At 69.7% G+C, this 21,746-nt stretch carries 21 protein-coding genes; 13 read left to right on the top strand and 8 right to left on the bottom strand.

The window, feature by feature from the left end; genetic code table 11:
* Positions 1-47: 47 nt before the first annotated feature.
* Positions 48-437 (top strand): nucleotide excision repair endonuclease, encoded by a 390-nt coding sequence (locus tag ENC19_RS27540; RefSeq protein WP_164449971.1) that lies wholly within the window; start codon positions 48-50, stop codon positions 435-437.
* 50 nt (positions 438-487) lie between these two features.
* Here the strand turns inward: ENC19_RS27540 and ENC19_RS27545 are convergent, their stop codons facing one another.
* The 3 genes from ENC19_RS27545 to ENC19_RS27555 all read right to left on the bottom strand — a co-directional run bounded on the left by ENC19_RS27545 (position 488) and on the right by ENC19_RS27555 (position 2,652).
* Positions 488-964: a flavoprotein gene (locus ENC19_RS27545; protein ID WP_309246185.1), complete on the bottom strand. Its 477-nt coding sequence runs from the start codon at positions 962-964 to the stop codon at positions 488-490.
* Between the two features lie 75 nt (positions 965-1,039).
* Positions 1,040-1,846, bottom strand: a complete 807-nt coding sequence (locus ENC19_RS27550) for an inositol monophosphatase family protein (protein WP_309246184.1) — start codon at positions 1,844-1,846, stop codon at positions 1,040-1,042.
* Positions 1,843-2,652: a DUF5919 domain-containing protein gene (locus ENC19_RS27555; RefSeq protein ID WP_164449973.1), complete on the bottom strand. Its 810-nt coding sequence runs from the start codon at positions 2,650-2,652 to the stop codon at positions 1,843-1,845. The genes ENC19_RS27550 and ENC19_RS27555 overlap by 4 nt, the downstream gene beginning before the upstream one ends.
* Positions 2,653-2,875: 223 nt before the next feature.
* On the opposite strand from ENC19_RS27555, the gene ENC19_RS27560 reads away from it, so the two are divergent.
* The 5 genes from ENC19_RS27560 (at position 2,876) to ENC19_RS27580 (ending at position 5,425) form a co-directional block, all read left to right on the top strand.
* Positions 2,876-3,130 carry a hypothetical protein gene (locus tag ENC19_RS27560; RefSeq protein WP_164449974.1) on the top strand — a complete coding sequence of 85 codons (255 nt, stop codon included), beginning with the start codon at positions 2,876-2,878 and terminating at the stop codon, positions 3,128-3,130.
* Positions 3,127-3,411: a DivIVA domain-containing protein gene (locus ENC19_RS27565; protein WP_164449975.1), complete on the top strand. Its 285-nt coding sequence runs from the start codon at positions 3,127-3,129 to the stop codon at positions 3,409-3,411. Before ENC19_RS27560 ends, ENC19_RS27565 begins: the two co-directional genes overlap by 4 nt.
* Entirely contained in the window at positions 3,408-3,770 is a 363-nt protein-coding gene (locus tag ENC19_RS27570) for a hypothetical protein (RefSeq protein WP_164449926.1), read from the top strand. The genes ENC19_RS27565 and ENC19_RS27570 overlap by 4 nt, the downstream gene beginning before the upstream one ends.
* Positions 3,758-4,711 (top strand): FAD-binding oxidoreductase, encoded by a 954-nt coding sequence (locus ENC19_RS27575; RefSeq protein WP_235945171.1) that lies wholly within the window; start codon positions 3,758-3,760, stop codon positions 4,709-4,711. The genes ENC19_RS27570 and ENC19_RS27575 overlap by 13 nt, the downstream gene beginning before the upstream one ends.
* A gap of 87 nt (positions 4,712-4,798) precedes the next feature.
* The gene (locus ENC19_RS27580; RefSeq protein WP_164449976.1) at positions 4,799-5,425 is read left to right on the top strand and encodes a hypothetical protein; all 627 of its coding nucleotides are present in this window, start codon (positions 4,799-4,801) and stop codon (positions 5,423-5,425) included.
* Positions 5,426-5,465: 40 nt separating this feature from the next.
* Here ENC19_RS27580 and ENC19_RS27585 read toward each other — a convergent pair whose 3' ends face one another.
* Positions 5,466-6,353, bottom strand: a complete 888-nt coding sequence (locus tag ENC19_RS27585; protein ID WP_164449977.1) for a cellulose binding domain-containing protein — start codon at positions 6,351-6,353, stop codon at positions 5,466-5,468.
* Between the two features lie 374 nt (positions 6,354-6,727).
* Between ENC19_RS27585 and ENC19_RS27590 the strand changes: the two genes are divergently transcribed.
* The gene (locus tag ENC19_RS27590; protein ID WP_164449978.1) at positions 6,728-7,240 is read left to right on the top strand and encodes a peptidase inhibitor family I36 protein; all 513 of its coding nucleotides are present in this window, start codon (positions 6,728-6,730) and stop codon (positions 7,238-7,240) included.
* 8 nt (positions 7,241-7,248) lie between these two features.
* Here the strand turns inward: ENC19_RS27590 and ENC19_RS27595 are convergent, their stop codons facing one another.
* The gene (locus tag ENC19_RS27595) at positions 7,249-9,372 is read right to left on the bottom strand and encodes a hypothetical protein (protein WP_164449979.1); all 2,124 of its coding nucleotides are present in this window, start codon (positions 9,370-9,372) and stop codon (positions 7,249-7,251) included.
* Between the two features lie 612 nt (positions 9,373-9,984).
* Here ENC19_RS27595 and ENC19_RS27600 point away from each other — a divergent pair.
* The gene (locus ENC19_RS27600; RefSeq protein WP_164449980.1) at positions 9,985-10,926 is read left to right on the top strand and encodes an S-4TM family putative pore-forming effector; all 942 of its coding nucleotides are present in this window, start codon (positions 9,985-9,987) and stop codon (positions 10,924-10,926) included.
* Positions 10,927-11,001: 75 nt separating this feature from the next.
* Here the strand turns inward: ENC19_RS27600 and ENC19_RS27605 are convergent, their stop codons facing one another.
* A complete protein-coding gene (locus ENC19_RS27605; RefSeq protein WP_164449981.1) occupies positions 11,002-11,904 on the bottom strand; it encodes an alpha/beta hydrolase family protein in 903 nt (300 codons plus the stop codon).
* A 108-nt stretch (positions 11,905-12,012) separates the two neighbouring features.
* Here ENC19_RS27605 and ENC19_RS27610 point away from each other — a divergent pair, with 108 nt between their 5' ends.
* Positions 12,013-12,597, top strand: coding sequence for a TetR/AcrR family transcriptional regulator (locus tag ENC19_RS27610; protein ID WP_164449982.1), 585 nt, complete (start codon positions 12,013-12,015; stop codon positions 12,595-12,597).
* 16 nt (positions 12,598-12,613) lie between these two features.
* Here the strand turns inward: ENC19_RS27610 and ENC19_RS27615 are convergent, their stop codons facing one another.
* A complete protein-coding gene (locus ENC19_RS27615) occupies positions 12,614-15,265 on the bottom strand; it encodes an ATP-binding protein (RefSeq protein WP_164449983.1) in 2,652 nt (883 codons plus the stop codon).
* A 281-nt stretch (positions 15,266-15,546) separates the two neighbouring features.
* Here ENC19_RS27615 and ENC19_RS27620 point away from each other — a divergent pair, with 281 nt between their 5' ends.
* Positions 15,547-17,955: an acylase gene (locus tag ENC19_RS27620; RefSeq protein WP_164449984.1), complete on the top strand. Its 2,409-nt coding sequence runs from the start codon at positions 15,547-15,549 to the stop codon at positions 17,953-17,955.
* Here ENC19_RS27620 and ENC19_RS30735 read toward each other — a convergent pair.
* A complete protein-coding gene (locus ENC19_RS30735; protein WP_164449985.1) occupies positions 17,934-18,254 on the bottom strand; it encodes a GYD domain-containing protein in 321 nt (106 codons plus the stop codon). The genes ENC19_RS27620 and ENC19_RS30735 overlap by 22 nt on opposite strands.
* A gap of 261 nt (positions 18,255-18,515) precedes the next feature.
* Between ENC19_RS30735 and ENC19_RS27630 the strand changes: the two genes are divergently transcribed.
* From ENC19_RS27630 to ENC19_RS31990, 3 genes are all read left to right on the top strand, one after another.
* Positions 18,516-20,126, top strand: a complete 1,611-nt coding sequence (locus ENC19_RS27630) for a DHA2 family efflux MFS transporter permease subunit (RefSeq protein ID WP_164449986.1) — start codon at positions 18,516-18,518, stop codon at positions 20,124-20,126.
* A 154-nt stretch (positions 20,127-20,280) separates the two neighbouring features.
* Positions 20,281-21,453 (top strand): helicase, encoded by a 1,173-nt coding sequence (locus tag ENC19_RS27635; RefSeq protein WP_408058118.1) that lies wholly within the window; start codon positions 20,281-20,283, stop codon positions 21,451-21,453.
* The gene (locus ENC19_RS31990; protein WP_408058120.1) at positions 21,372-21,710 is read left to right on the top strand and encodes a hypothetical protein; all 339 of its coding nucleotides are present in this window, start codon (positions 21,372-21,374) and stop codon (positions 21,708-21,710) included. Before ENC19_RS27635 ends, ENC19_RS31990 begins: the two co-directional genes overlap by 82 nt.
* Positions 21,711-21,746: the final 36 nt, after the last annotated feature.

The raw sequence follows: 21,746 nt of genomic DNA on the forward strand, positions 1-21,746 counted from the left end.
TAGCCGATCCGGGCATGCTCTGCCCGGGCGCGAGTAGCCTCCCGGGCATGCCCGAGCCCTTGAGCGACGACCTGCTGGCCGGCTTTACGCCTCCCGTGCCGTACACGGTGGAGGCTGTGGCCGAAGCTCCCCGCGCGCCCGGCGTGCACGTGGTCCTCGACGGCGGCACGGTGATCTACGTGGGTCGGACCGGGAACCTACGCAACCGCCTCCGGCAGCACCTGACCGGCAATCGCGAGTCGTCGGTGCTGCACGAGCAGGTCGGCCAGATTCTCGACAAGCAGGGCCCGGTGGCGAGCGCGCACGACATCGCCGACTGGCTGGGCCGGCGGGAGATCCGCTGGCAGGAGACCGACAACCCGGAGGGTACGAAGGAGGCGCTGGTCTTGGCCCTCAAGCCGCGCTTCAACCGTCAGGTGCCGCATCCGCGCGGCTGAGCCGGGTCGTGCTGCCTGCAATACACCGACGGACACTTAAGTGCCGCAGGTTACGCGATACGGAGACGGTGAACGGCCGTATGCCAATCCAGTTCAGCAGGTAGGGGTGACACGGCGACGGCCGCGTCCTGTAGCAGTCGCAGGTGTCGGGCGTAGCTCGGGTGTGCGGCCAACTGCTCCTTGACGTTCGGAAACGCGTAGACGGGGATTCCCGCACCGAGCGCTTCGTTGAGGATGCCGAGCGCGAGGGTGTCGTTGATGCCCTGAGCCCACTTGTTGATCACGTTGAAGGTGGCGAGCACGACGGCGACGGCCGTGGCTGGCGGGTGCGGCTCCGGCTCGCCGGGCTTCCGCCATTCCACCCGCACGGGGTAGCCGGTCTGCGCTGCTAGCGCCTCCCGGTCGATCCAAGTCGCGGCGGTCGGGGTGGCGGTGAGACAGACAGCCCAGCCGTCTTCCTGTAGTAGATCGATCAGCTCAGCGATCCGCAGCACCGGAGGAGCGGCACAGACGACGAGCGCCAGCACACCGCGACTGTTCATACCGAGGCACCGGTCTGGTTCAACTGCCCGAGCCGGCTCTCGGCTTCGTCTACCACCACCTCACCTTGCGTCCGGCGTGACGGCGAGGGTCTTCTCATACGCCGCCAGGATGGGGCTCATGAGTTCGGGTGTGACGGCGAGGGTCATCGTGGAGGTCATGTCGTGGCGAGCACCGTTGCCGTCGATGACGGCGGCGCCCGCCTCTCGCGCGATGATCACGCCGGCGGCCATGTCCCACGGATGGTTGGACAGGGTCAGGGCGGCGTCGAGCCTGCCCTCGGCGAGCCATGCCAGGTCGAGTGCGGCGCTGCCGGTCATCCGAATCCGCTGGACCTCGGCTGCCAGTTGGCTGGTCAGGGCGAACCGCAGGCGGTTCCGCGCCGCCGCCCCAGGACCCACCGCGTAATCCCCGATGGCCACGAGTGCCTGACTCATGCAGGTGGTGCTACTGACCGTGATCGGCCGCCCGTTGACGTGTGCACCTCCGCCACTCGCAGCGGTGTAGGTCGCCGAGAGGAACGGCAGTTGGATGACACCTGCCACCGCTTCGTTGCCATCCACGAGCGCGAGCGACACCGCGCACAACGGCAGACCGCGCACGTAGTTCGACGTGCCGTCGATCGGGTCGAGAACCCATCGCCTGCTTGACGATCCGCTCGGTCCTTCCTCTTCACCGAGGAAACCGATGTCCGGAGTCTCGGCGCTCAGGAAGGTTCGCAGGTCTCGTTCAATCGCGTAGTCCAGCTCGGAGACGAGGTCCCGATCACCCTTCGCGGTGAGCACTCCGGGTGATTGCCGCCGCATCGCGTCCGCCGCTCGCCGGGTAGCCTCGGCCGCGATCGGCAGATACTCCTGGTAGTCGCTCACAGCGCCCGCCTGCCCTGCCACTGCGACTCGAAGACCTGTTCGAACACCGGGTATAGCCCGGCCCCTGGCTGTCCCCGGTGCATCACGAAGGCGGGAGAGTCGACGCCACGGTTGCCTCCCAGATAGGGCTGGGCCACGCACAGGTCATCCACCAGGATGATGTTGAAGCGGAGTGTCTCGTCGTACGTCGCCAGTTCCAGCCTTTCCTGCAGTGTGACGGGAAGGCGGTCGCGGACCCGAAGCAAGGTCTCGATATTCAGCTTGGTCAACGCTGAGAGCTGGCCAATCGGGAAGCCTTCCTCCCGCTCCCGCGACTGGATCGACGTGCCGTCCGGGTCGAGGAACAGGCAGCGGACATGGACGTCCCGCTCTAGAAGTTCCTGCCAACGTCGGTCGGCGTAGTCCTGACAGAGCAGGTTGAGTGACAGGCCGACTGCCCGCACGACTCGTGCGCTGTCGAACAGTTGATCCGCGGGCATGGCCGCAGTGAGGTCACATCGACTCTGGTAGACCGCAGTCAGGCCACCCAACGCGTCGGCCGCAGGAGGTACTGCCGCGTTCTGGCCTCGGGTGGGGGCGATAGCAGCATCGAAGCGGGCACGTACATCCTCGGCGGACTTGTCGAGCACAGTGTCGAGCGCGGCCTGCATCTCTGGCCGTGGGCGGACCGCCTCCTGGCCGGCTTCCCACTTGGACACAGTTCGCTCGGCCACCCCTAGGTGGGCTGAGAAGTCCCGGATGCTCATCCGCAACGCCTGGCGGAGCGCTCGCGTCTCCCGACCGGTCCACCGGTGCACCGTGGTCATCGTGCCGCCTTCTGTCGCGTCGGCATCGGTTGAAGTGCAGCCTATCGCCAGAGCGTGCAGTGCAGTTACCGCCAAGGTGCAGTGCGTAGTCATGTCGGTGGCGCGGCCTCCTGGCCAGGGTGAATGCATGGCCCGGGGCGGGTGCTGGGCTCCGGTGGTGCCGACCCCCGACGGTGCGCCGTCCCCGCCCGCCTCGGTGCCGCAACCACAGCAGGGGAGGGACATGGATTCGATCGACGAGGTGCTCGGCGAGCTGCCGATGCCGCCGTACGTGACCGCAGAGGATGTCGGTTTTGCCGTGCGGGCGGTGACCGTACACGCCGCCGAGCAGTGGCCCGAGGGGCCGCGCTGCCGCAACGATCGTGCGCCGCATCCGTGCCGGCTGCACCGGTGGGGGCGGCGGGTGCTGGACCGGCGCGGCCTCAGCGACCGGCAGGTGCAGGCGCTGATCGCCGAGCAGGAGGCACCGCGGCGATGATCTACCTGTCCGGGGAACGCCTGCACCCCCATCACATCCGCACCGCCGACTTCGACAGGCGCTGGCGGGGTCTCGACCCGCACCAGGTGTACGACTACCTCAACCGGGCGGCCGACGAGATCGACAGGCTGCACCGGGAGTTGACGACCGCGAACACCGAGGCCGAGCGGATCCGGCAGGCGTTGCGGCAGTGGCAGTCCCGGCACGCCGACTTCCGGCAGGCCCGGCACGCCGACTGTCGGCCGGCAACCCACGACCATCAAACGGGGGAGCGGCGGTGAGCCGGGAGGCGGTGACCCGTTGGCTCCGGCTGGTCGAGGCGGACGCGGAGCTGTCGGCGTACCTCATCGGGGTTGATCGGGACCGGCTGGCCGCGCACCTGGCCCGGCAGCTCGCGGCTCGCGGACCGGTCCTGGATGGCTGGCCGGGGCTGCCGGAGGCGCAGCGGCGGCGGGCCGCCGGCTACCTGGCCGGTCCTCTCCACCCGCGACCACCCGGTCATCGACGAGGCCGCCGCGCGTTTCGGGCCGAGCTGCGCTGCCCAGGGCTGCTGCGGAGCGGGCGACGGCGCTCGTCGTCGCCGCGCTGGTCCGGCTGGTCGGCGGCGGCGGTGACCGGGCCGGGCGGTTGGCGCTGCTGACGGTGCTCGGCCGGCTGCACCGCCGGTACCGGCTGCGGCGGCGATCGCTGATCGGTGCCGCGCTGGCACCGGTGGCGCCACGACTGTGCCCGCAACCGATCGGTTGGGGCGTTCCGGTGGCGGTGGACCTGGGCGCTCGTCGAGCCCGCGCCGCCGGGCGGATGGGCGACGGGCCGGCGTTCTGGCCCGCCGAGGTGGTCGGCCGCGACCTGGCCGCCGAGGGCATCGCCATCCTGACGGTACGGCCCTGGTTGCGGCTGCCGTTCCGTCCCGGCCAGGCGGTGCCGGTCTGCGTGCCGCAACACCCGGGCCGGTGGCGCTGGTACTGCCCGGCCAACGCCCCACGTCCCGACGGCACCGTCGAGCTGCACGTCCGCGCCGTCCCCGCCGGCACCGTCTCCCACAGCCTCGTCCACGAGGTACGCCCCAACGACCTGCTCCATCTCGGCCCACCCGTCGACATCGGCCTGAGCATGCCCGCCGTCCCGGAGCCGCCCCCTGCTGGCGGCCCCGAGACGGCCTCCGCCAAGGCGGCGCCGGCCGGGGCAGGACGAGCCACTGCCCGGGACCTGTTGCTGGTGGCCGGTGGCACCGGCCTGGCGCCGCTGCGCGCCCTGGTCGAGCAGGTCGCCGCCGCGCCGGACGGTCGCCGGGTGACCCTGATCGTCGGCGCCCGTACCGTGGCCGACCTCTACGACGCGATCACCCTGGACAAGCTCGACCAGGCCCATCCCTGGCTGAGAGTCGTTCCGGCCTTCTCCCATGACCCATTCGTCGCCCCCGCCGAACAGGGCGACGCGCTGACCGTCGCGCTCGACCACTATCACCCCGGCCAGCAGGTGCACGTCTGTGGACCAGCCGCGATGCTCGACCTTGCCCGGGGCAGACTCACCGCCGCAGGGATACCGGCCGACGGGATCCACCTGCCCGCGATCTGGTGACGGCAGTCGGCCGGGGCTGTTAATCGCATCGACAGATGTGAGACCTTGTATCGGTCAGTGACCGCCTCGATACAGGGGGTAAATGACGTGGGGGTTGATGGCGATCCGTCACAGTGGTCGGTCGAGAAGTTCGGCCCCGACCTGGCCCGTGACCTACGCGCACGCATTCCGAAGGCGCTGCAACGGGCCGTCGAGTTGGCCCAGAGTGCGCGGGAGGCGTCGGCGTTGGCCACGGATCATGCCTTCGGTCCGACCCGCTGGAAGCAGCAGTACGAGTCGCTGCACGAGCAGCTCCGGGAACTGCCGGACGTACAGGACGTGCATCCACCCGGTGCGCAGGTGCGCGTCACCATCTGCCGCAACCACCTGCTGTTGCCCTGGATGTACGCCAAGCGCCGCGGTCTCGACATGCGGCGTGTCCGGGGCCGGCTCAAGAACCACCTCGTGCGCGACCTGCTGATTCTCTTCGGTCCGGCGCCCGGCTACGACGAACCGACCCTGCCGGGAATGCCCGCGACGCCGGACGAGGCCCGGGACCGGACGCTGCTGCGCGCGGCCATCGAGGCACTCACGCCGCAGCCGAGGACACTGCTTGTCGGCTTCGCCTGCAACTCAGACGAAGGGCTGCTCGGCGTCTCCTGGGGCGAAGCCGCTCTCGCTCCTGGTGGCGGGCTGGACTGGGGACCGGTCGAGGAGTTGTTCCGGCTCGCCTGACCGGTCCGCACCTGTTGGCCGTGCCGCCACTGGCGACAGCTCAGGCGTTGGTGTCGCCGTACTCGCGGATGTCGTTGACGTCGAGGGTGATTCGGCTGTTGTCGGCCCACTCGCCGGTGGCCTGTTGCCAGCTGAGGTCGTCGCGTTCGTCGATCGCCGTCCAGTTCGGCCGGTGATGGCGGAGGTAGATGGGGCCGGTCGACTCGCCGGGGGCCAGTTCGCCGCCGGTGAAGGTCAGCTCGATCCAGCCGGGGATCGGGGTGCCGGGCGGCGGGAAAACCGTGGGGGTTGGCGTCGGGGTCGGCGGGCCCGGCGGCAGGGGTGGTGGGAAGAACTGGATGTGGCGTTGCACGTTGGCGCAGCCGATCGCCGCCCAGTCGCAGTTGGTCACCAGCGAGGTGTTTCCACCCTCGAAGGTCAGGTGGTAGCGGATCCGCACGTCCGCCAGGTCGAGCGGGGCGGTACCCGTGTTGACGACCTGGAGGACGTGCTGGATCTGGTTGTCCGTCGGTGACCAGCTCAGGTTCCGGTAGCTGATCCGCGCCTTCCCGTACGCGGTCCGGACCGGGGTCACCGGCGAGTCGAGGGAGTACCCGGCGTTGGTGTATGCCCACACGGTGAGCCGATACTCGGTGCCCGGCGCGAGATCGGTCAGCGTGAGGTCGGTGCCGGTGGTGGTGCCGAGGCTGCGGTACACGTTGGGGCCCAGCCACGCCCGGACCTCGTGCTGGATGGGCGTTGCGCCCGGCTCGCCGATCCAGGTCGACGGCGACCAGGTCAGGGTGAGCCGGTGTGGCTCGTTGGCCACCACCACCGGGGCGCCGGGAGTGGTCAGCACCGGATCGTCGGCCGCATGGGCGACGGCGGTGCCGGACAGCCCGAGCACGATGCCGAGGACTGCGACCAGGGTGACGCGGCGAGCACTCATGGTGCGCATGGTATAGGTCAACATCTACCTCTATCAATCACTAGAGGTTCTGGTGCGCCTGCCGCGCTACACGGCCACCGATGATCCTGTTGTTGCGGCGGCGAGACTTCCCGTCGCCGGGATATCCGCCGCGCAGATCCATCGTTCCGTTATTTGGCGATATAGCACGTGTATTTGCATCCAGCAATTGCCTGGCCGGATCAAATTGAGGCAATTCGAGAATGGCGAGGAGCTGTTCTTAGGGCGGCTTCTAGTGATCTGAGCTGGGTTTTCCCTAGGCTTGTTTTGGGGTGCCGGCGTCCTCGACGGCGAGGGCGCGGCTCTCTCATCCGGGCTGCTGTCCGGCAACGAATGCTGTGCTGCGGGGGGTTCGAATGCTGATCGTCACCTCTTTCCGTACGCTATTCATGGCGATCGTCGCCGTACTGCTTCTGGGGGTGACGGTGCCCGCGCCGGCTCTGGCCGGGTCAGCCGGGCGATCCGCTGTGCGTACGGAGCTGGCACGTTACCTCGCCGCCCATCCGGGCGGTACCGTGCTCAACGACAACGAGATCAGTTACCAGGGCGGCGACGTGATCGTCACCCTCGAAGCCCCAATCGGCACCTACGGAGTGGCCGACTGCCCCTCGGGTTGGTTCTGCTTCTACGAGTGGCCGCACTACGGCTACCCACGCGGCAAGCTCTCCTCCTGCGGCTGGCAGAACCTCGCCAACTGGAACTGGCAGTTTCGCGCTGAGTCGGCGCACTACAATCTCGGCAGCGGCTATGTTGCCTTCTACTACCACCAGAGCCGGGAACTCTTCCGCGTCGGCGTCGGCAACCGGGTCCGCAGTGATGCCGCACCCTATCGGAACTGGGCCAACTACGTGTACCGATATTGCCCGTAGGTGGACCGCTACCCGCAGGGATCGTCCATGGTGTTCGTGCGGGTGCTGACGAGATACCGGTGCTGGCTGAGGAGCACGTCATCGCGGCTCAGTTCATAGCTGAGCAGCCGGCCGGTGGCGTCGAACAGCAGGGTGTCCTGCCGGCCCTCTCGGTCCTCGGCCCGAAAGGCGGCCCCGCGCTGCCCGGCCTCATCAACGTACCTGCCGACGAAGTCGATCCCCGGCGTCCTGGCGAGTTCCCGCAGGAGCACCGACCGCTGCATCGGATCGAGCGGATGGAACTGGTAGAACCCGACGACGAGCCGCATCAGGCCGGCAGCGTCGCGCAACTCAGGTGGTTGCTTCTGGAACTCCTGCCGTAGCTGGTCGCGCAGCGCTTCCGGGCCGTCGGCCGGCATCGGCATGACGTCGGTCATTCTCCTCTCCGAGAAGACGGAGGTGATGGTGCCGACCGGCGTACCCTCCCTGAACTCGGTCTCGACCCGCTTGCCCGACCGCTCGGGAGTGAACCACAACTCATACCGGTGGTAGCTGATCAATTCGGGATCTTCCGGGTCGCCGCTCCACGACTTCACCTCGTACTGCGCGCACGCGTACCTGCCCTGCGGGGGGTCCTCCGGCAGCGTGGCGACGTAATCGGCGAGCTTCTGGAGGGTGTCGGGCAAAGGAGCGCTACGGGCGCCGCTGTTCCGTGACGAGGCGGACGAGGGTGCCCGCGACGGAGAGATGGTCTGAGTGGGAGCGTCGAGATTGTCGTTGCGCCGATCAATCAGCGGGACCAGCCCTACCGCACCGGCCACGCTCACCAGACTGGCGAGCGGGACCGCCAAGGTGCGGAGGTGGGGCAGCCGTAGTCTGCGGCGCGGCGGCTGGGCAGGGCCGGCTGAACGGCCGTCGTGCGGTTGCCGGGGCCGCGGAGCGGGGTTGCGAGGAGTGGAACGGTCAGGCAGGGACTTCGTCTCCGATCCGACGACGCCGGTGCCGACCGGGGCCGCAGCGACGGCATCCGCGCCGACGGGGCCGGCGATCGGGTTTGTCGGCCAGCGAGCGGAAGCGTCGCCCACGGTCGGATGAGGGAGCCCGAGGTCGTGGTATGCCGATTCGGGTGTCGGTCCTGCGGGCGACGCGAGGGGACGCTCCGGCCGGGACTCGTGGATCCAGAGTGGTCGGTGACCGATGGTCAACAGCTGCTGGTCGAGCCCGCTTCCCGGGGTGCTCATGCCGTGTGGGCCGGTCCGGGCGGCGGGTGGTGAGAAGACCGGCGGTACCGTGACCGGCGGTGGGATCACCGTCGCGCTGTCCTCCTTCGGCAGAGCCTGCTGATACGCCTCCAGCGCCTCCACCGCCAGATCCCAGCACCACCGACGTCCCGGCTCGCCGAGGTTGGTGAAGGTGAGGCAGACCAGTGCGTGGGCGACCAGCGCCAGCTTCCGCTGTTGGCGCCACTCCAGTCCGCAGTCCGCTTGCCGCGCGTATTTCAGGCCGACCCCGTGCACCCCCTCGATGAGCTGAGCGAGCCACGGCAGCAGACTTCCCGGGGGCGCGTGGTCGGGGTCGATGAGGTAGCGGCGCAGTGCGTCGGCCTGGTTCCGGGGCATCCTGTCGCCGGACTCTCCGTCGGGGGTGTGCGGTGTGATCGTCCGCAGGAGAGTGGTCAGCAGGAGGAAGTACACGTCCCGGGTGAGCGCTCCGTCGTCCCGGTAGCCGCCACAGTCAACGAGCAGGAACTGCTCGTACTGCGATTCACCGCCGTGGCGCGGCACGAGCACGTTGCCGCCGTGGGCGTCGCCGTGGGTGTGGCCGGAGAAGTAGACCATCGACTGCCCGCTCAGCGGTGAATCGGAGCAGGTGAGCAGGTGCAGCGGGTTCGGTCGACGGACGCCGTCGAGGTCGAGCCACGCGTCGGTGGTAGCCGACACGCCGAGTTCACGGACCGCCGCCAACACCGACTCCTCGGTGGCCATCGCGGTCACCTCCTGCCGGACGAACCCACCTACGGTGCTTTCGGCTGTCGGTACACCGGCTCCGTTCGGTCCCGTGTCGGCGGCGTTCCAGTGGTTGAGCAGCGCCGCGGCGATCTCCGGGATCGCCTCCGACTGCTCGTCGTCGGTCAACTCCGCGAGGCTTCTCACTTCGTCACCACCATTGGCGACGCGTTGGATCAACAAGCTGCGGTCGTCATCGACGCGACAGAAGCCGACCTGCTCGACGATGTGCCGTTTAGCGAAGTCCGGATGTGACCGCTGTGCACGGCGGTGCCCGTCTGCCTGCTCTCGCGCCGAGTTGGCCGGCACCACCTTGACGATCCGCTTCTGCATCAGGGATCGGCCTCGGTCGGTGCTGGTCAACGCGAGGCAATAGAGAAGGGCGTCGCTGTACTGTGGTCCGGGTCGAAACTCTCGCACGACTCGGACGTTGCTCGCGCCGGTGAAATCCGCAACGGCCGCGGTGATGCGCTCATCCGGGAGCCGATGGTCGTCGGCGGGTCTGTTGCCCATGTCCCTCGTTGGACCTTCCAGGGTGCGGGCGGGCGGGCCAGTGGGGGTCGCCCGTCCGGACAGCGACACGTGCCTGTGTGCCGGCTCAATCTAGCTGACTGTCGGACCAATCAGCACGTCACCCTCATCCGATCCAAAAACCTACTAAAAGGTAACTAGTTGATCACCTCCTGTGACCTTCGCGGAACGATGGGTCACATTTAGTCCTCTGGATTTAGAATCGGTTACCGGACCCGGGAGGCCGCTGTGACCGACCCCGCCAAGTCCCTGCTCAGTCGCCAGACCGAACCCGAGATGATGGCCTTGCTGCGGGCCATGTCGGTCTGCCACGCCCGGGCGCAGCGGCTCGACAACCTCCGGATGATCCTCTCTATCCTGCTCGGCGTGACCGGTGCCGTGGTAGCCCTCACCGGCGTGTCGTCCACGCTGGTCACCGCCGTCGGTGCCCTGTGGGCGTTGGCGAACGCGGTCGGCTTGGGCGTCTGGTCACGCGGTCAGCTCGGCCGCGCCGCCGTGCTCCAGGAGATGTTCGACGTACGGCTCTTCGGCCTGACCTGGAATGCCGTGGCCGCCGGAGGCGAGGTGAGCGCCGCCGAGGTGAGCCGCCTGCACCGGGCGTACCGAGGCGACGAAACCTACCTGCGCGACTACTACGAGGTGCCGCCGCTGCCCAACCCGTACGACGTGCTCGCATGTCAGCAGCAGAATCTCGGCTGGGGTGCCCGGGTTCGCCGCCGTTACGCGCACACGGTGCTCGGCGGCACGGCGGTGTGGGGTCTGCTCGGAGTCGTGTTCGGCGTGACTGCCGAGCTCACCGTCTCGCAACTGCTGCTCCAGTGGTTTGTGCCGTCACTTGGTGCTCTGCTGCTCGGCCTGGAGATCTATCGCAGCCAGCGGGACGTGGTGGCCGAGCGAGAGCGGGCCTTGGCCGTGATGCAGGAGCAGATCGCCGCCACGGTCGGGCGAGGTGCCGACGCCTCTTCGGCGGAACTGCTCACCCTGGCCCGGCAGGTCCAGGATCTGATCTTTCGGAGTCGGCAACGGCAGGCCCGCGTACCCGACTGGTTCTTCCGTCGGTTCCACGCGGCGGACCGGCATGACTTCCAGGTGGCCATGGCCGCCCTCACCCGACTGCTCCAGGACGCCCGGCTCGTGACGCCTGCCCGTACGGAGGGGTCACTCACGTGACCCGGCGACCGATCGGATGGCCGGGGGCGCCTGCCGGTAAGCGGCACAGGCCGGCCATGCTGGCCGGCGAGATGCTCACCGGGACTCGATCCGGCCCATCGTGCCCGGCTCCACCTGCGACCAGGACAGGTCGCCCGGGATGAGCGCGCTGCGCAGGTACGCCGTGGTGACGCGCTGGACCAGGGTGACCCGTTCCGGGCTCTCGTCGGTGGTCTCGGTGACGTCGTAGCCGGGGATGCCACCCAGCGAGTGCTCCCCGCCGGACACGACGAGCAGGCTCTTCGGCCCGGGGCTCAGGAAGTACGGGTCGGTGAACCAGTCCGGTCCGCGTACCGACAGATGTGACTTGTCCTGGTCGCCCGCGACGACCAGGGTGGGCGTCGTCATCTGCGCGAACGTCGGGCTCATGAACGGGAAGTGATCGGCCGCGAACGGGGTCAGATCGGCCCCGCCGGTGCCCGTGGTGGCTAGCAGGACGCCCGCCTTCACGCGAGGATCGGACATGTCCTCGCCCGGGGTGCCGTCGGCGTCGAGCACCCGGGCGCCGAGCAGCATGCTCGCCGTCTGGCCGCCCCAGGAGTGGCCGGCCACCGCGATCCGGTCGTGGTCGAGTCGCCCGGCGAGCCCGGGGACGACTGCCTCGATCGTGTCGAGTGAATCGAGGACCTGGACGAGATCGGCGACCCGGATGCGCCAGATCTCCGGGTACCGAGGGTCGTCCGGTCCGACGGCCAGGGTCCGGGAGTCGAGGTGGGTCGGCTGGAGCACCGCGAAGCCGTGGGCCGCCCAGCGCTCGACGAGCGGTGCGTACATGTCCATGTTCGCGCCGAAGCCGTGCGCGAACACGACGATCGGCAGCCCGGACCCGGACAGCGGGGCGGTGACCCGGACCTGGAGGTCGGTGCCCCGGGCCGGTGCCGGCAGCACCACCGGTCGTACCGAAACCACCGGGGTGGGCTGTTGCTCTGGGATGCGCATTACTGTTGCTCCTCAGCAGGAGAGAGGATAGAAGTGGAACCTCGTTCCGCTTAAACGATACGGAACATCGTTCCGTTTGCCAGGCATCGTGACGGAGGCCACAGGACCGTGCCGGCCCGCGACACCGATCCACCGACTCCCCGGAAGAGGGCAGACGCCGAGCGCAACAAGCAGGCGCTGCTTGAGGCCGCCGCCGCGGCCTTCGTCGACTCCGGCGTCAATGCCCCGGTCCGTGACATCGCCGTCCGGGCCGGCGTCGGCGTGGGTACGATCTACCGCCACTTTCCGGCCCGGGCCGACCTGATCGTCGCCGTCTACCGGCACCAGGTGCAGTCCTGCGCCCAGGCCGCCCCCGCACTGCTGGCCAACAGCCCCACTCCGCACGACGCGCTCACCGCGTGGATCGACCTGTTCGTCGACTTCCTCGTCACCAAGCACGGCCTGGCCGAGGCGATGCACTCCGACGCCGCCGCCTTCGAGCCACTGCACGCGTACTTCCTCGACCACCTGCTCCCGGCGGTCACGTTGCTGCTGGACGCCGCTGTCGATGCCGGCCAAGTCGACCCGATCGACCCGCTGACCCTGCTGCAGGGCGTCGGCAACCTCTGCATCGGCGCCTCGGCCGACTCCCGCTACAACCCCCGCCGCCTCGCCGCCATCCTGATCCGAGGCCTCCGAACCACCCCGGTCTGACCGGCCGCGGTCGGTGTCAGGCAGCCGCTGCGAGGATGGCTCTGTTCAGGGGAACGTCTCGGAGGAAACGGACACGGGCGTCGCCGTCCAGGCTGTCGGCCTTGCGGTTCACCTCGGACGCGGCACGGATCACGGATTCCCGTGCCCCCTGCTCGTCGCCGAGCGCCTCCTGGATGCGGCTGTGTCGGTACAGCACTTCCTCCACACAGACGGCCGGGATCTTCCAGCCAGCCGTCCTGATGTGGTCGACGGCCAGCTCGCTGAACGCCATCGCCTGCGGAAGCATGTCCTCCAGGAGGTGCCACTCGCCGAGCAGTGACAGGGCGGCTATCTCACTGCGCCGCATGCCGGTGCGCCGCGTCTCAGTAAGCGTCTCATTGAGAACACTCAGTGCCTTCCGCATCATGGCGGGGGCGCTGGTGGCCAGCGCGATGAGACTCGCTGCGTAGAGATTCGCGACGAGCGGGGCAAGGTTCGCCTGCCACGTCGCCTCTGCCTCGCTCCGGGCCTGTTCCAGAAGCGCGAGTCCGCCGGAGTCGTGCTGGTCCAACGCCCTCCGACTACCGAGATACGCGAGGTTGACCGCGTGCCAACCGTCCGGCTCGCCGGCGTCGTGTAGCGCTGTCGCTTCGGTCAGCAACCGTTCCGCCTCTGCGTAGTTGCCGACAGCGGTCTCCACCTGCGCCAGGTAGTTGAGGCCGATCGGTAGTAGACCGAGCGCCGGCCTGCGGCGGACGTCGGGCACCGCGGCCCGCAGACGGGTGAGGGCTGGCCCGAGCCGGCCCGCATCGAGAAGGCTGACCCCCAGCTGCAAAGCGGTCATGTGCCGGGCACGTTGCAGGACGGGATCGTCCCCGTCGTCGGCGAGGGTGTCAGCGGCCTCTTCGGTTCGGCGGAGTACGTCGAGGCCAGCCTCGACGTTCACCTTCGGCAGTTGCCGTCCGTACTCACAACCGGCCAGGAGGATGTTCTTCGGATCGCCACTGTCGAGTGCGGTCTCCCAGGCGTCCTGGAGTGGGCCGATCGCGGCCGGGACGCCACGGGTGTAGAGCAGAACCTTGCCGTGCAGATATCGCACCCGGACCTGGAGCGCCTCGTCGTTGGCGGTGCGGGCGGCCTCCAGCGCCTCGGCCGACAGCGCCTCGAGACGTACGGTGCCATCTGCCTCCGGCCGGGTACGCCAGCTCAACTCACTTGCGGTCAACAGCAGCTCGATCAGCTGGGCGCGTAGCCGGTCGGCATCCGGCACCGGTGCCGCGTGCCTGACATCGTGCAGACCCTGCTCGGCGATCGCGATGACCTCGCGGGTGGACGCACCGGTCCCAGCCAGGCGGCAGGCGGTATCGTGCGCCACCTTCGCTGCCGACAACCAGTCGCCACCGAGCCGGTGATGCCGGATCAGGTCCAGCGCGAGCTCCTGGTTCATGTCGGCGAAGTTCCTTGAATGCTGGTACAGGATGCGGCCCACCTTGCGATGCCGCTCGCGGCGCTGCCGCTCGGTCTGGTCTCGGTAGAGGGTTTCCTGGAGCAGATCGTGCTCGAAAGAGTAACGATCGGCGTTCAGCACGTCGTCCCAGTCATCGGCTCCGACCGGGTACAGCATGCCCGTCTCGGTCGCCAGCCGGTGTAGCCGATGCGCCACCACGTCGTGGTCCTGTCCCGCGATGTGTGCCACCACACTGCTGTGGAATGAGCGGCCCTGTACAGCCGCGATGGACAGCAGGCGTAGGTCCTCCGAGGACAGTCTCCGCAGTCGGGCCTGAATCACCAACCGGACGCGGGTGAGCAGGGCATCTGCGTCGTCCTCCGCTCGCAGGCTCACCTTTCCGGAGACATCGTCAGCGGCGGGTAGCGCGGCAAGCGGTCGTCCCTTGCCGAGGCAGTAGTGCAGTAGAAGGGGATGCCCGCCGGTCTGGTCAACGAGCCGCCGGGTCACCTGGGCAGACGTCGACCCGGCGAGCAGGCGACCGAGCTGTTCGACGGCGGCAGGCGGTAGACCGCCGAGCCGGACCTGACGGGCACCTTGCAGTTGCAGGTCGTCGATCAGTTGCTGGGCAGCGGGATTGTCGGGTGTCTCGTCGTGGCGCAGCGCCAATACGAACAGCACCGGCTCGCTCTGCACGGCGCGGGCAAGGTAGGACAGCGCAGCACAGGAACTCCCGTCGATCCGATGCACGTCGTCGATCATCACGACGGCAGGGTGCTTCGCCCGCAGTAGCGCAAGCGTTGCCTCCGCCATCGACCGGGCAGCCGTGCGGTGGTCCACCAGCGGCGCGCCGGGCACTGGTCCCGACAGGGATTCAGCGACCATCTTCAGCGCTTCCCCCACGCCAGGCACCATGGTCAGCAGTTCGGGCCACCGGGTCTTCATTCCTTCGCCGGAGCGGCGCAGCAGGCGGCGGTGGCGCGGTGTGCTCTGCTCGATGAGCCACGCGAGATCGACCAGAGGTCCGTAGGCGGCAAGGTGTCCTACCTGGGCGTGGCAACGCACCGACAGGAATGTCGGCGCACCTCCCGACTCGGCGATTTTCGCGAGCAGTGCGCTCTTGCCGATGCCCGCCGAGCCGTCGATGACGAGGAAACCCCCACGGCCTGCGCAGGCCGACTGCACCTGGGTCATCGCGACCTCGAACTCGCGTTCGCGATCGACGAAGGTGTCCACCGGCATCGGACCCCCTATGCATCAGTTTCGCCTCCTCAATCCTGTCAGCACCGGTGCAACCTGGACCTCCTCCGGCCGGCTCTCCGTCATGGCACTACTGTCAGCCCGCACTCGGCCGCGGTGATCAATGTGGCGGGGTTGGGCGCGCACTCTCGGGGTGAACCCCGAGGCGGGTGGCGTTGATCCCCGATTGCCGGATCGGTCAATGTCGTTAGCCTCGGTTGGGCAACGAGTTGACCGGGCACAGTCGACACCACGGGGAGACGTCCCATGAAGAGAGCTGTCCGATGAGGGGGCGACGGATCGTCGCCACCGCCACCGCCACCGTACTGGTCGCCGCCGGCCTCGCCGTGACCGGCGGGACCGCAGTCGCGCGCGGCGGCGGCTACTCGGCCCTGATCCAGCGGGCCTCCTACGGCGTACCGCACATCACCGCGCGCGACTTCGCCAGCCTCGGCTACGGCGTCGGGTACGCGCAGGCGGAGGACAACATCTGCCTGATCGCCGAGCAGATGGTCACCGTGAACGGCCAGCGGTCCCGCTGGTTCGGCGCGGACACCGACAACGTCGCCGGCGACCTGTTCCACCAGAAGGCGATCGACGACCGGGCCGCCGAGCGCTGGCTCGTCGGCCGGCGCGACGGCCTGAGCGCACCTTCCAACGAGGTACGCGACCAGATGCGCGGCTTCGCCGCCGGCTACAACGCCTACCTGCGGGGTGCCCGGAAGAAGATCAACGACCCGGCCTGCGCCGGGCAGGAGTGGGTGCGTCCGATCACCGAGCTGGGCCTGTGGCGGGCCAACCGGGCCCGGATGGTCCGGGCCAGTTCCGGCGCGCTCGCCGACGGCATCGTCGCCGCCGCGCCGCCCGCCGCCACCAGTAAGGGAAGCAGCGCCAACGGACGCAGCACCGGCGGGAGCAGCACCAGTGGCACCAGCATGAAGGTGACCGCCCCGGGGGCGGAAGCCGTGGTCACTGCCCGCGACGGGGCGCCGGCCGGGGTGGGTAGCAACGCGTACGGTCTGGGGCGCCGCGCCACCACCGGCGGCGCCGGCATGCTGCTGGCGAACCCGCACTTCCCGTGGGACGGCGACGAGCGTTTCTACCGGATGCGGCTGAAGGTGCCCGGCCGGTACGACGTGGAGGGCGCGGCCCTGATCGGTGACCCGCTCGTCGAGATCGGGCACAACGGCAAGGTGGCCTGGTCGCACACCGTCTCCACCGCCCGCCGCTTCGTCTGGCATCGGCTCACGCTGGTGCCCGGCGACCCGACGAGCTACCGCTACGACGGCCGGACCCGGAAGATGACCGCCCGCACGGTCACCGTCCGGACTCCCGCCGGGCCGGTCAGCCGTACCCTCTACGACACCCACTTCGGCCCGGTCGTCGTGGTGCCGGGCCGCTTCGACTGGACCACCGACACGGCGTACGCGATCACCGACGTCAACGCCACGAACAACCGTGCGCTCGACGGCTGGCTCGCCATGGGCCGGGCGCGCTCGGTGGGTGAGCTGCGGTCGGTGCTGGACCGGCGGCAGTTCCTGCCCTGGGTCAACGTCATCGCCGCCGACCGGCACGGACGGGCCCTCTACGCGGACCACTCCGTCGTGCCCCGGGTCACCGACTCCCTCGCGGCCGCGTGCATTCCAGCTTCCTTCCAGAGTTTGTACGCGACGAGCGGCCAGGCCGTCCTCGACGGATCCCGCTCCTCGTGTGAGCTGGGCCGGGACCGCGACGCGGCGGTGCCCGGCATCCTCGGGCCGGCGAACCTGCCCACCCTGGTCCGCGACGACTACGTGACCAACTCCAACGACAGCTACTGGCTGGCCAACCCCGCTCGCCCGCTCGTCGGGTACCCGCGCATCCTCGGCGACGAGCGGACCGTCCGCAGCCTGCGGACCCGGCTCGGCGTGCACCAGGTGCGGCAACGTCTTGCCGGCACCGACGGGCTGCCCGGCCGGGGATTCACCACCGGCCGGCTGTGGGACGTGACGCTCGGCAACCGGGCGTACGGCGGCGAACTGGTCCGCGACGACCTGGTCCGGCTCTGCGAAGCCCAGCCGACGGCCACCGCCTCGGACGGCACCACGGTCGACCTGACGGCCGCCTGCGCCGCGCTACGTCGCTGGGACCTCCGGGTCGACCTGGGCAGCCGGGGCTCGCACGTGTTCACCGAGTTCGCCCGCGCCGGTGGCCTGCGGTTCGCCGACCCGTTCGATCCGGCCGCCCCGCTGACCACGCCGAACCGGCTCGCCGTCGACGACACGAGGGTCCGCACGGCACTCGCCGACGCCGTGAAACTGCTCGGCGGCATTCCGCTGGACGCCCGCCTCGGCGACATCCAGACCGAACCCCGTGGCGCCGAACGCATCCCCATCCACGGTGGCTGGCCGGAGGCCGGCGTCTTCAACATGATCATCAACCAGGTGCAGCCCGGCGTCGGCTACCCGAAGGTGCGGCACGGCACGTCGTACCTGATGGCCGTCGAGCTGGGCCGCGAGGGGCCGTCGGGCCGGCAGCTGCTCACCTACTCGCAGTCGGCCAACCCGAACTCGCCCTGGTACGCCGATCAGACCCGGCTGTACTCGGCGAAGGGGTGGGACACCATCAAGTTCACCCAGCGGCAGCTACGGGCCGACCCGAACCTGGTCACGTACCGGGTGGGGGAGCGCCTTCATGCGGCCGGCGGCTGGTAGGTGATGGGCAGTCGGACGGCGGCGTCGACCTCCGCGGTGGTCAGCAGCGGCACGATGCGGGCGTCGACGCCACCCGCCGCCCGTACCGCGATGCCGAGCGCGGCGGCGGTCACGTTGTCCGGCACCTCGCAGAGCACGTACAGGTCGAACTGGCCGAACGCGTAGTACACCGCCTCCACCTGCCCGCCGGCGTTCTCGATGAGGGCCTCGACCACCTCGGCCCGCGCCGTGCCGCCCTCCTTGGCCAACCCGGCCATGCCCGGGATCGTGTAGGTCGCTGTGACCAGGAACTTCGCCACGCTGGCACCACCTCTCCCGCCGTCTGCCGGCCCTGACCGCGTGCCGCGCGTACCCGTTTCCCGTCCGGTCACGCCTGGCGGCGCAGAGTCACCGTGGCCGTGCTCACAGAAAGCTCTGCTGGTCGCTAAACGGGCGGCGGAGTGTCGTTGGCGGGAGCTAATGTGCCGTGCGGGCTTCACCTCCGCCGTCGCGCCGGCCAGTGGGCGCCACGTCGGCCACCACCGCTCGCCTCATGGGCAGTTCCAACAACGGGAGACCTCGTGACACAGCAATCTGTCGCGGCACCGCAGCCTGTTCCGACCTCGGACAAGCTCGACGCCGCGGTACTCAAGGTGGCCGGCGTCGTGGTGCTCGGTGCGCTCATGTCGATCCTCGACGTGACGGTGGTCAGCGTCGCCCTGCCGACGTTCCAGAGCGAGTTCGACGCCTCGTACGCCCGGGTGGCGTGGACGATGACCGGCTACACGCTCGCCCTGGCCACGGTGATCCCGCTCAGCGGGTGGGCCGCCGACCGGTTCGGCACCAAACGCCTCTACATGATCGCCCTCGCGCTGTTCACCATCGGCTCCGGCCTCTGCGCCACCGCCGACACGATCGGCCAGTTGATCACGTACCGGGTGTTGCAGGGCCTCGGCGGTGGCATGCTGATGCCGATCGGCATGGCGATCATGACGCGGGCGGCCGGCCCGAACCGGATCGGCCGGCTGATGGCGGTGCTCGGCATCCCGATGCTGCTCGGCCCGATCGGCGGCCCGATCCTGGGCGGCTGGCTGATCGACGTGGCGAGCTGGCACTGGATCTTCCTGATCAACCTGCCGATCGGCATCGTCGCGCTGGTGTACGCCCAGATGGCCCTGCCGAAGGACAGCCCGCAGCCCTCCGAGTCGTTCGACTTCCTCGGCATGCTGATGCTCTCGCCGGGTCTCGCCCTCTTCCTCTACGGCGTCTCCACGCTGCCCGAGGCCGGCACCTTCGCCGACCCCGAGGTGTGGGGGCCGATGCTGGTCGGTGCCGCACTGGTGGTGGCGTTCGTCGTCTACTCGTTCAAGCCCCGGCACCCGCTGCTCGACCTGCGGCTGTTCCGCAACCGCAGGCTGACCGTCGCGGCGTTGACCATGTTCGTCTTCATCATCGCGTTCATGGGTGCCGGCCTGCTGTTCCCGAGCTACTTCCTGCAGGTACGCGGCGAGTCGACGCTGCACGCCGGCCTGCTGATGGCGCCGCAGGGCCTCGGTGCCATGGTCACCATGCCGATCGCCGGCATGCTCGCCGACAAGGTGCCGGTCGGCCGGACGGTGCCGTTCGCGCTGCTGCTCATCCTCGCCGGGTTCTTCACCTTCACCCAGCTCGACGCCGACACCTCGTACGTGCTGCTCTGCGGCTCGCTGTTCGTGATGGGCCTGGGCATGGGCGGCACGATGATGCCGATCATGACGTCGGCGCTGAAGACGCTGACCGGGCACGAGGTGGCCCGAGGTTCCACGCTGGTGAACATCCTCCAGCAGATCGGTGGATCGGTCGGCGCCGCGGTGATGTCGGTGATCCTGACCAACGAGCTGAACGGCTCCCGGCAGATCCCCGGCCTCACCGACGAGAACGGCAACCCGGTCACCGAGGCCGGCCTGGCGATCGCCGCCCAGCAGCGGCCGGAGCTGGCCCAGCAGATTCCCGACCCGTCGCTGATCGAGCGTGGGCTGGACTTCGCCGCCAACTCCTTCGCCACCACCTTCTGGGTGGCGTTCGCCCTGGTGGCGGCCACGTTCATCCCGGCCGCGTTCCTGCCCCGGCGGCGGGAACGGTCCCACCTGCTCGACGACCAGCCCGGAGATCAGCCGGGCGACCAGCCGAAGGTCCCGGTCATCGTCCACTGACCGCTCCGCCCGTCGAGGCGGCGCCGGACCGCTCGCGCTTTGCGGCATGTTGGGGCTTCCGGCGCGCGGGAGGCCGCGACATGCCACATCTCGTGGCTGTGGCCGAGCGAACGGGCGGGCGCGGGACAGGGCAGCTGGCGGTAGGGTGCGGCCGGTGGGGAAGATCGGGTTGACGCCGGAGCTGGTGGTGCCGCCGGCGGTCGAGGCCGAGCGCGTGATCACTGCCGTGCTGGCCGATCTGCGTTCCGGTGAGCACCGGGGCGTGGTGGTCGACTCGCCCCCGGGGGCCGGCAAGTCGACCCTGGTGGTACGGGCCGCCATCGAGCTGGCCACCGGCGGGTCGAGCGGTGCCGGGTCGGTCGACACCGGTTCGGGCGGTGCCGGGTCGGGCGGTACCGACTCGGGCAGCGGCGGGCCGAGCGATGGCGAGCCGTTGATGATCATCGCGCAGACGAACGAGCAGGTCGATGACCTGATCGACCGGCTCGCCACGAAGGCGCCGCGGCTGCGGATCGGGCGGCTGTCGGCGGGTGACTACCGGGCGTCGCCCCGGGTGCGGGCGCATCCGCAGGTCCGGGTCGCCGCGAAGGCCGCCGACCTGGCCGCCTCGGCCGTGGTGATCGGTACGGCCGCCAAGTGGGCCACGGTCACCGAGGGCTGCTGGCCGTGGGCGATCGTGGATGAGGCGTACCAGATGCGCTCGGACGCTCTGCTGCGCGTGGCCGGCAGGTTCGAACGCGCCCTGTTCGTGGGTGATCCGGGGCAGCTCGACCCTTTCTCCACGGTGGACGGTGGTCGGTGGGCGGGATTGACCTGGGATCCGATGCAGTCGGCGGTGGCGGTGCTGCTGCGGCACAACCCGCACCTGCCGGTGCATCGGCTGCCGGTCTCCTGGCGGCTGCCCGCCTCGGCGGCGTCGGTGGTGTCCCGCGCGTTCTACCCGTTCACCGGCTTCCGCGCCGGCACCGGCCCGGACGATCGGGGCCTGCACCTCACCGCGCCCGGGCCGGGTGACGCCGTCGACCGGGCGGTGGAGTCGGCCGCCGCCACCGGCTGGGCGCTGTACGAGCTGCCGGCCCGGCACACCCTGCGTACCGACGGGAAGCCGCCGCCGCGTGCGCCGCGCTCGCGCTGCGGGTGCTGCGGCGCGGAGCGGTGGCGGTCAGCGAGCAGGTGCCCGGTGGCGCGCCGGTCACCGCGGACCGGATCGCCGTCGGTGCCGCGCACCGTGACCAGGTCGCGGCCATCCGCGCGCGACTCGGCGAGGCCGGTGCGGACATCACCGTCGACACCGCCAACCGCCTCCAGGGCCGGGAGTACGACGTGACGATCGTGCTGCACCCGCTCTCCGGTCGGCGCGACGCGACCGCCTTCCACCTGGAGTCGGGGCGGCTCTGCGTGCTCACCTCCCGGCACCGGCACGCCTGCCTGGTGGTGGCCCGCGCCGGCATCGGCGACCTGCTGGACGCCCACCCCTCGACCGAGGCACCGCAACTGGACGTGCCGGTCCGGTTCCCCGACGGCTGGGAGGCCAACCAGGCCATCCTCGCCCACCTCGCCACGGTGCTTCCGCCGCCGGGTTGACCAGCGGCGACGGCATCACCGCCGCACGACTGGCCG

This window comes from Verrucosispora sioxanthis (assembly GCF_010560025.1).
GTDB classification, from domain to species: domain Bacteria; phylum Actinomycetota; class Actinomycetes; order Mycobacteriales; family Micromonosporaceae; genus Micromonospora; species Micromonospora palythoicola.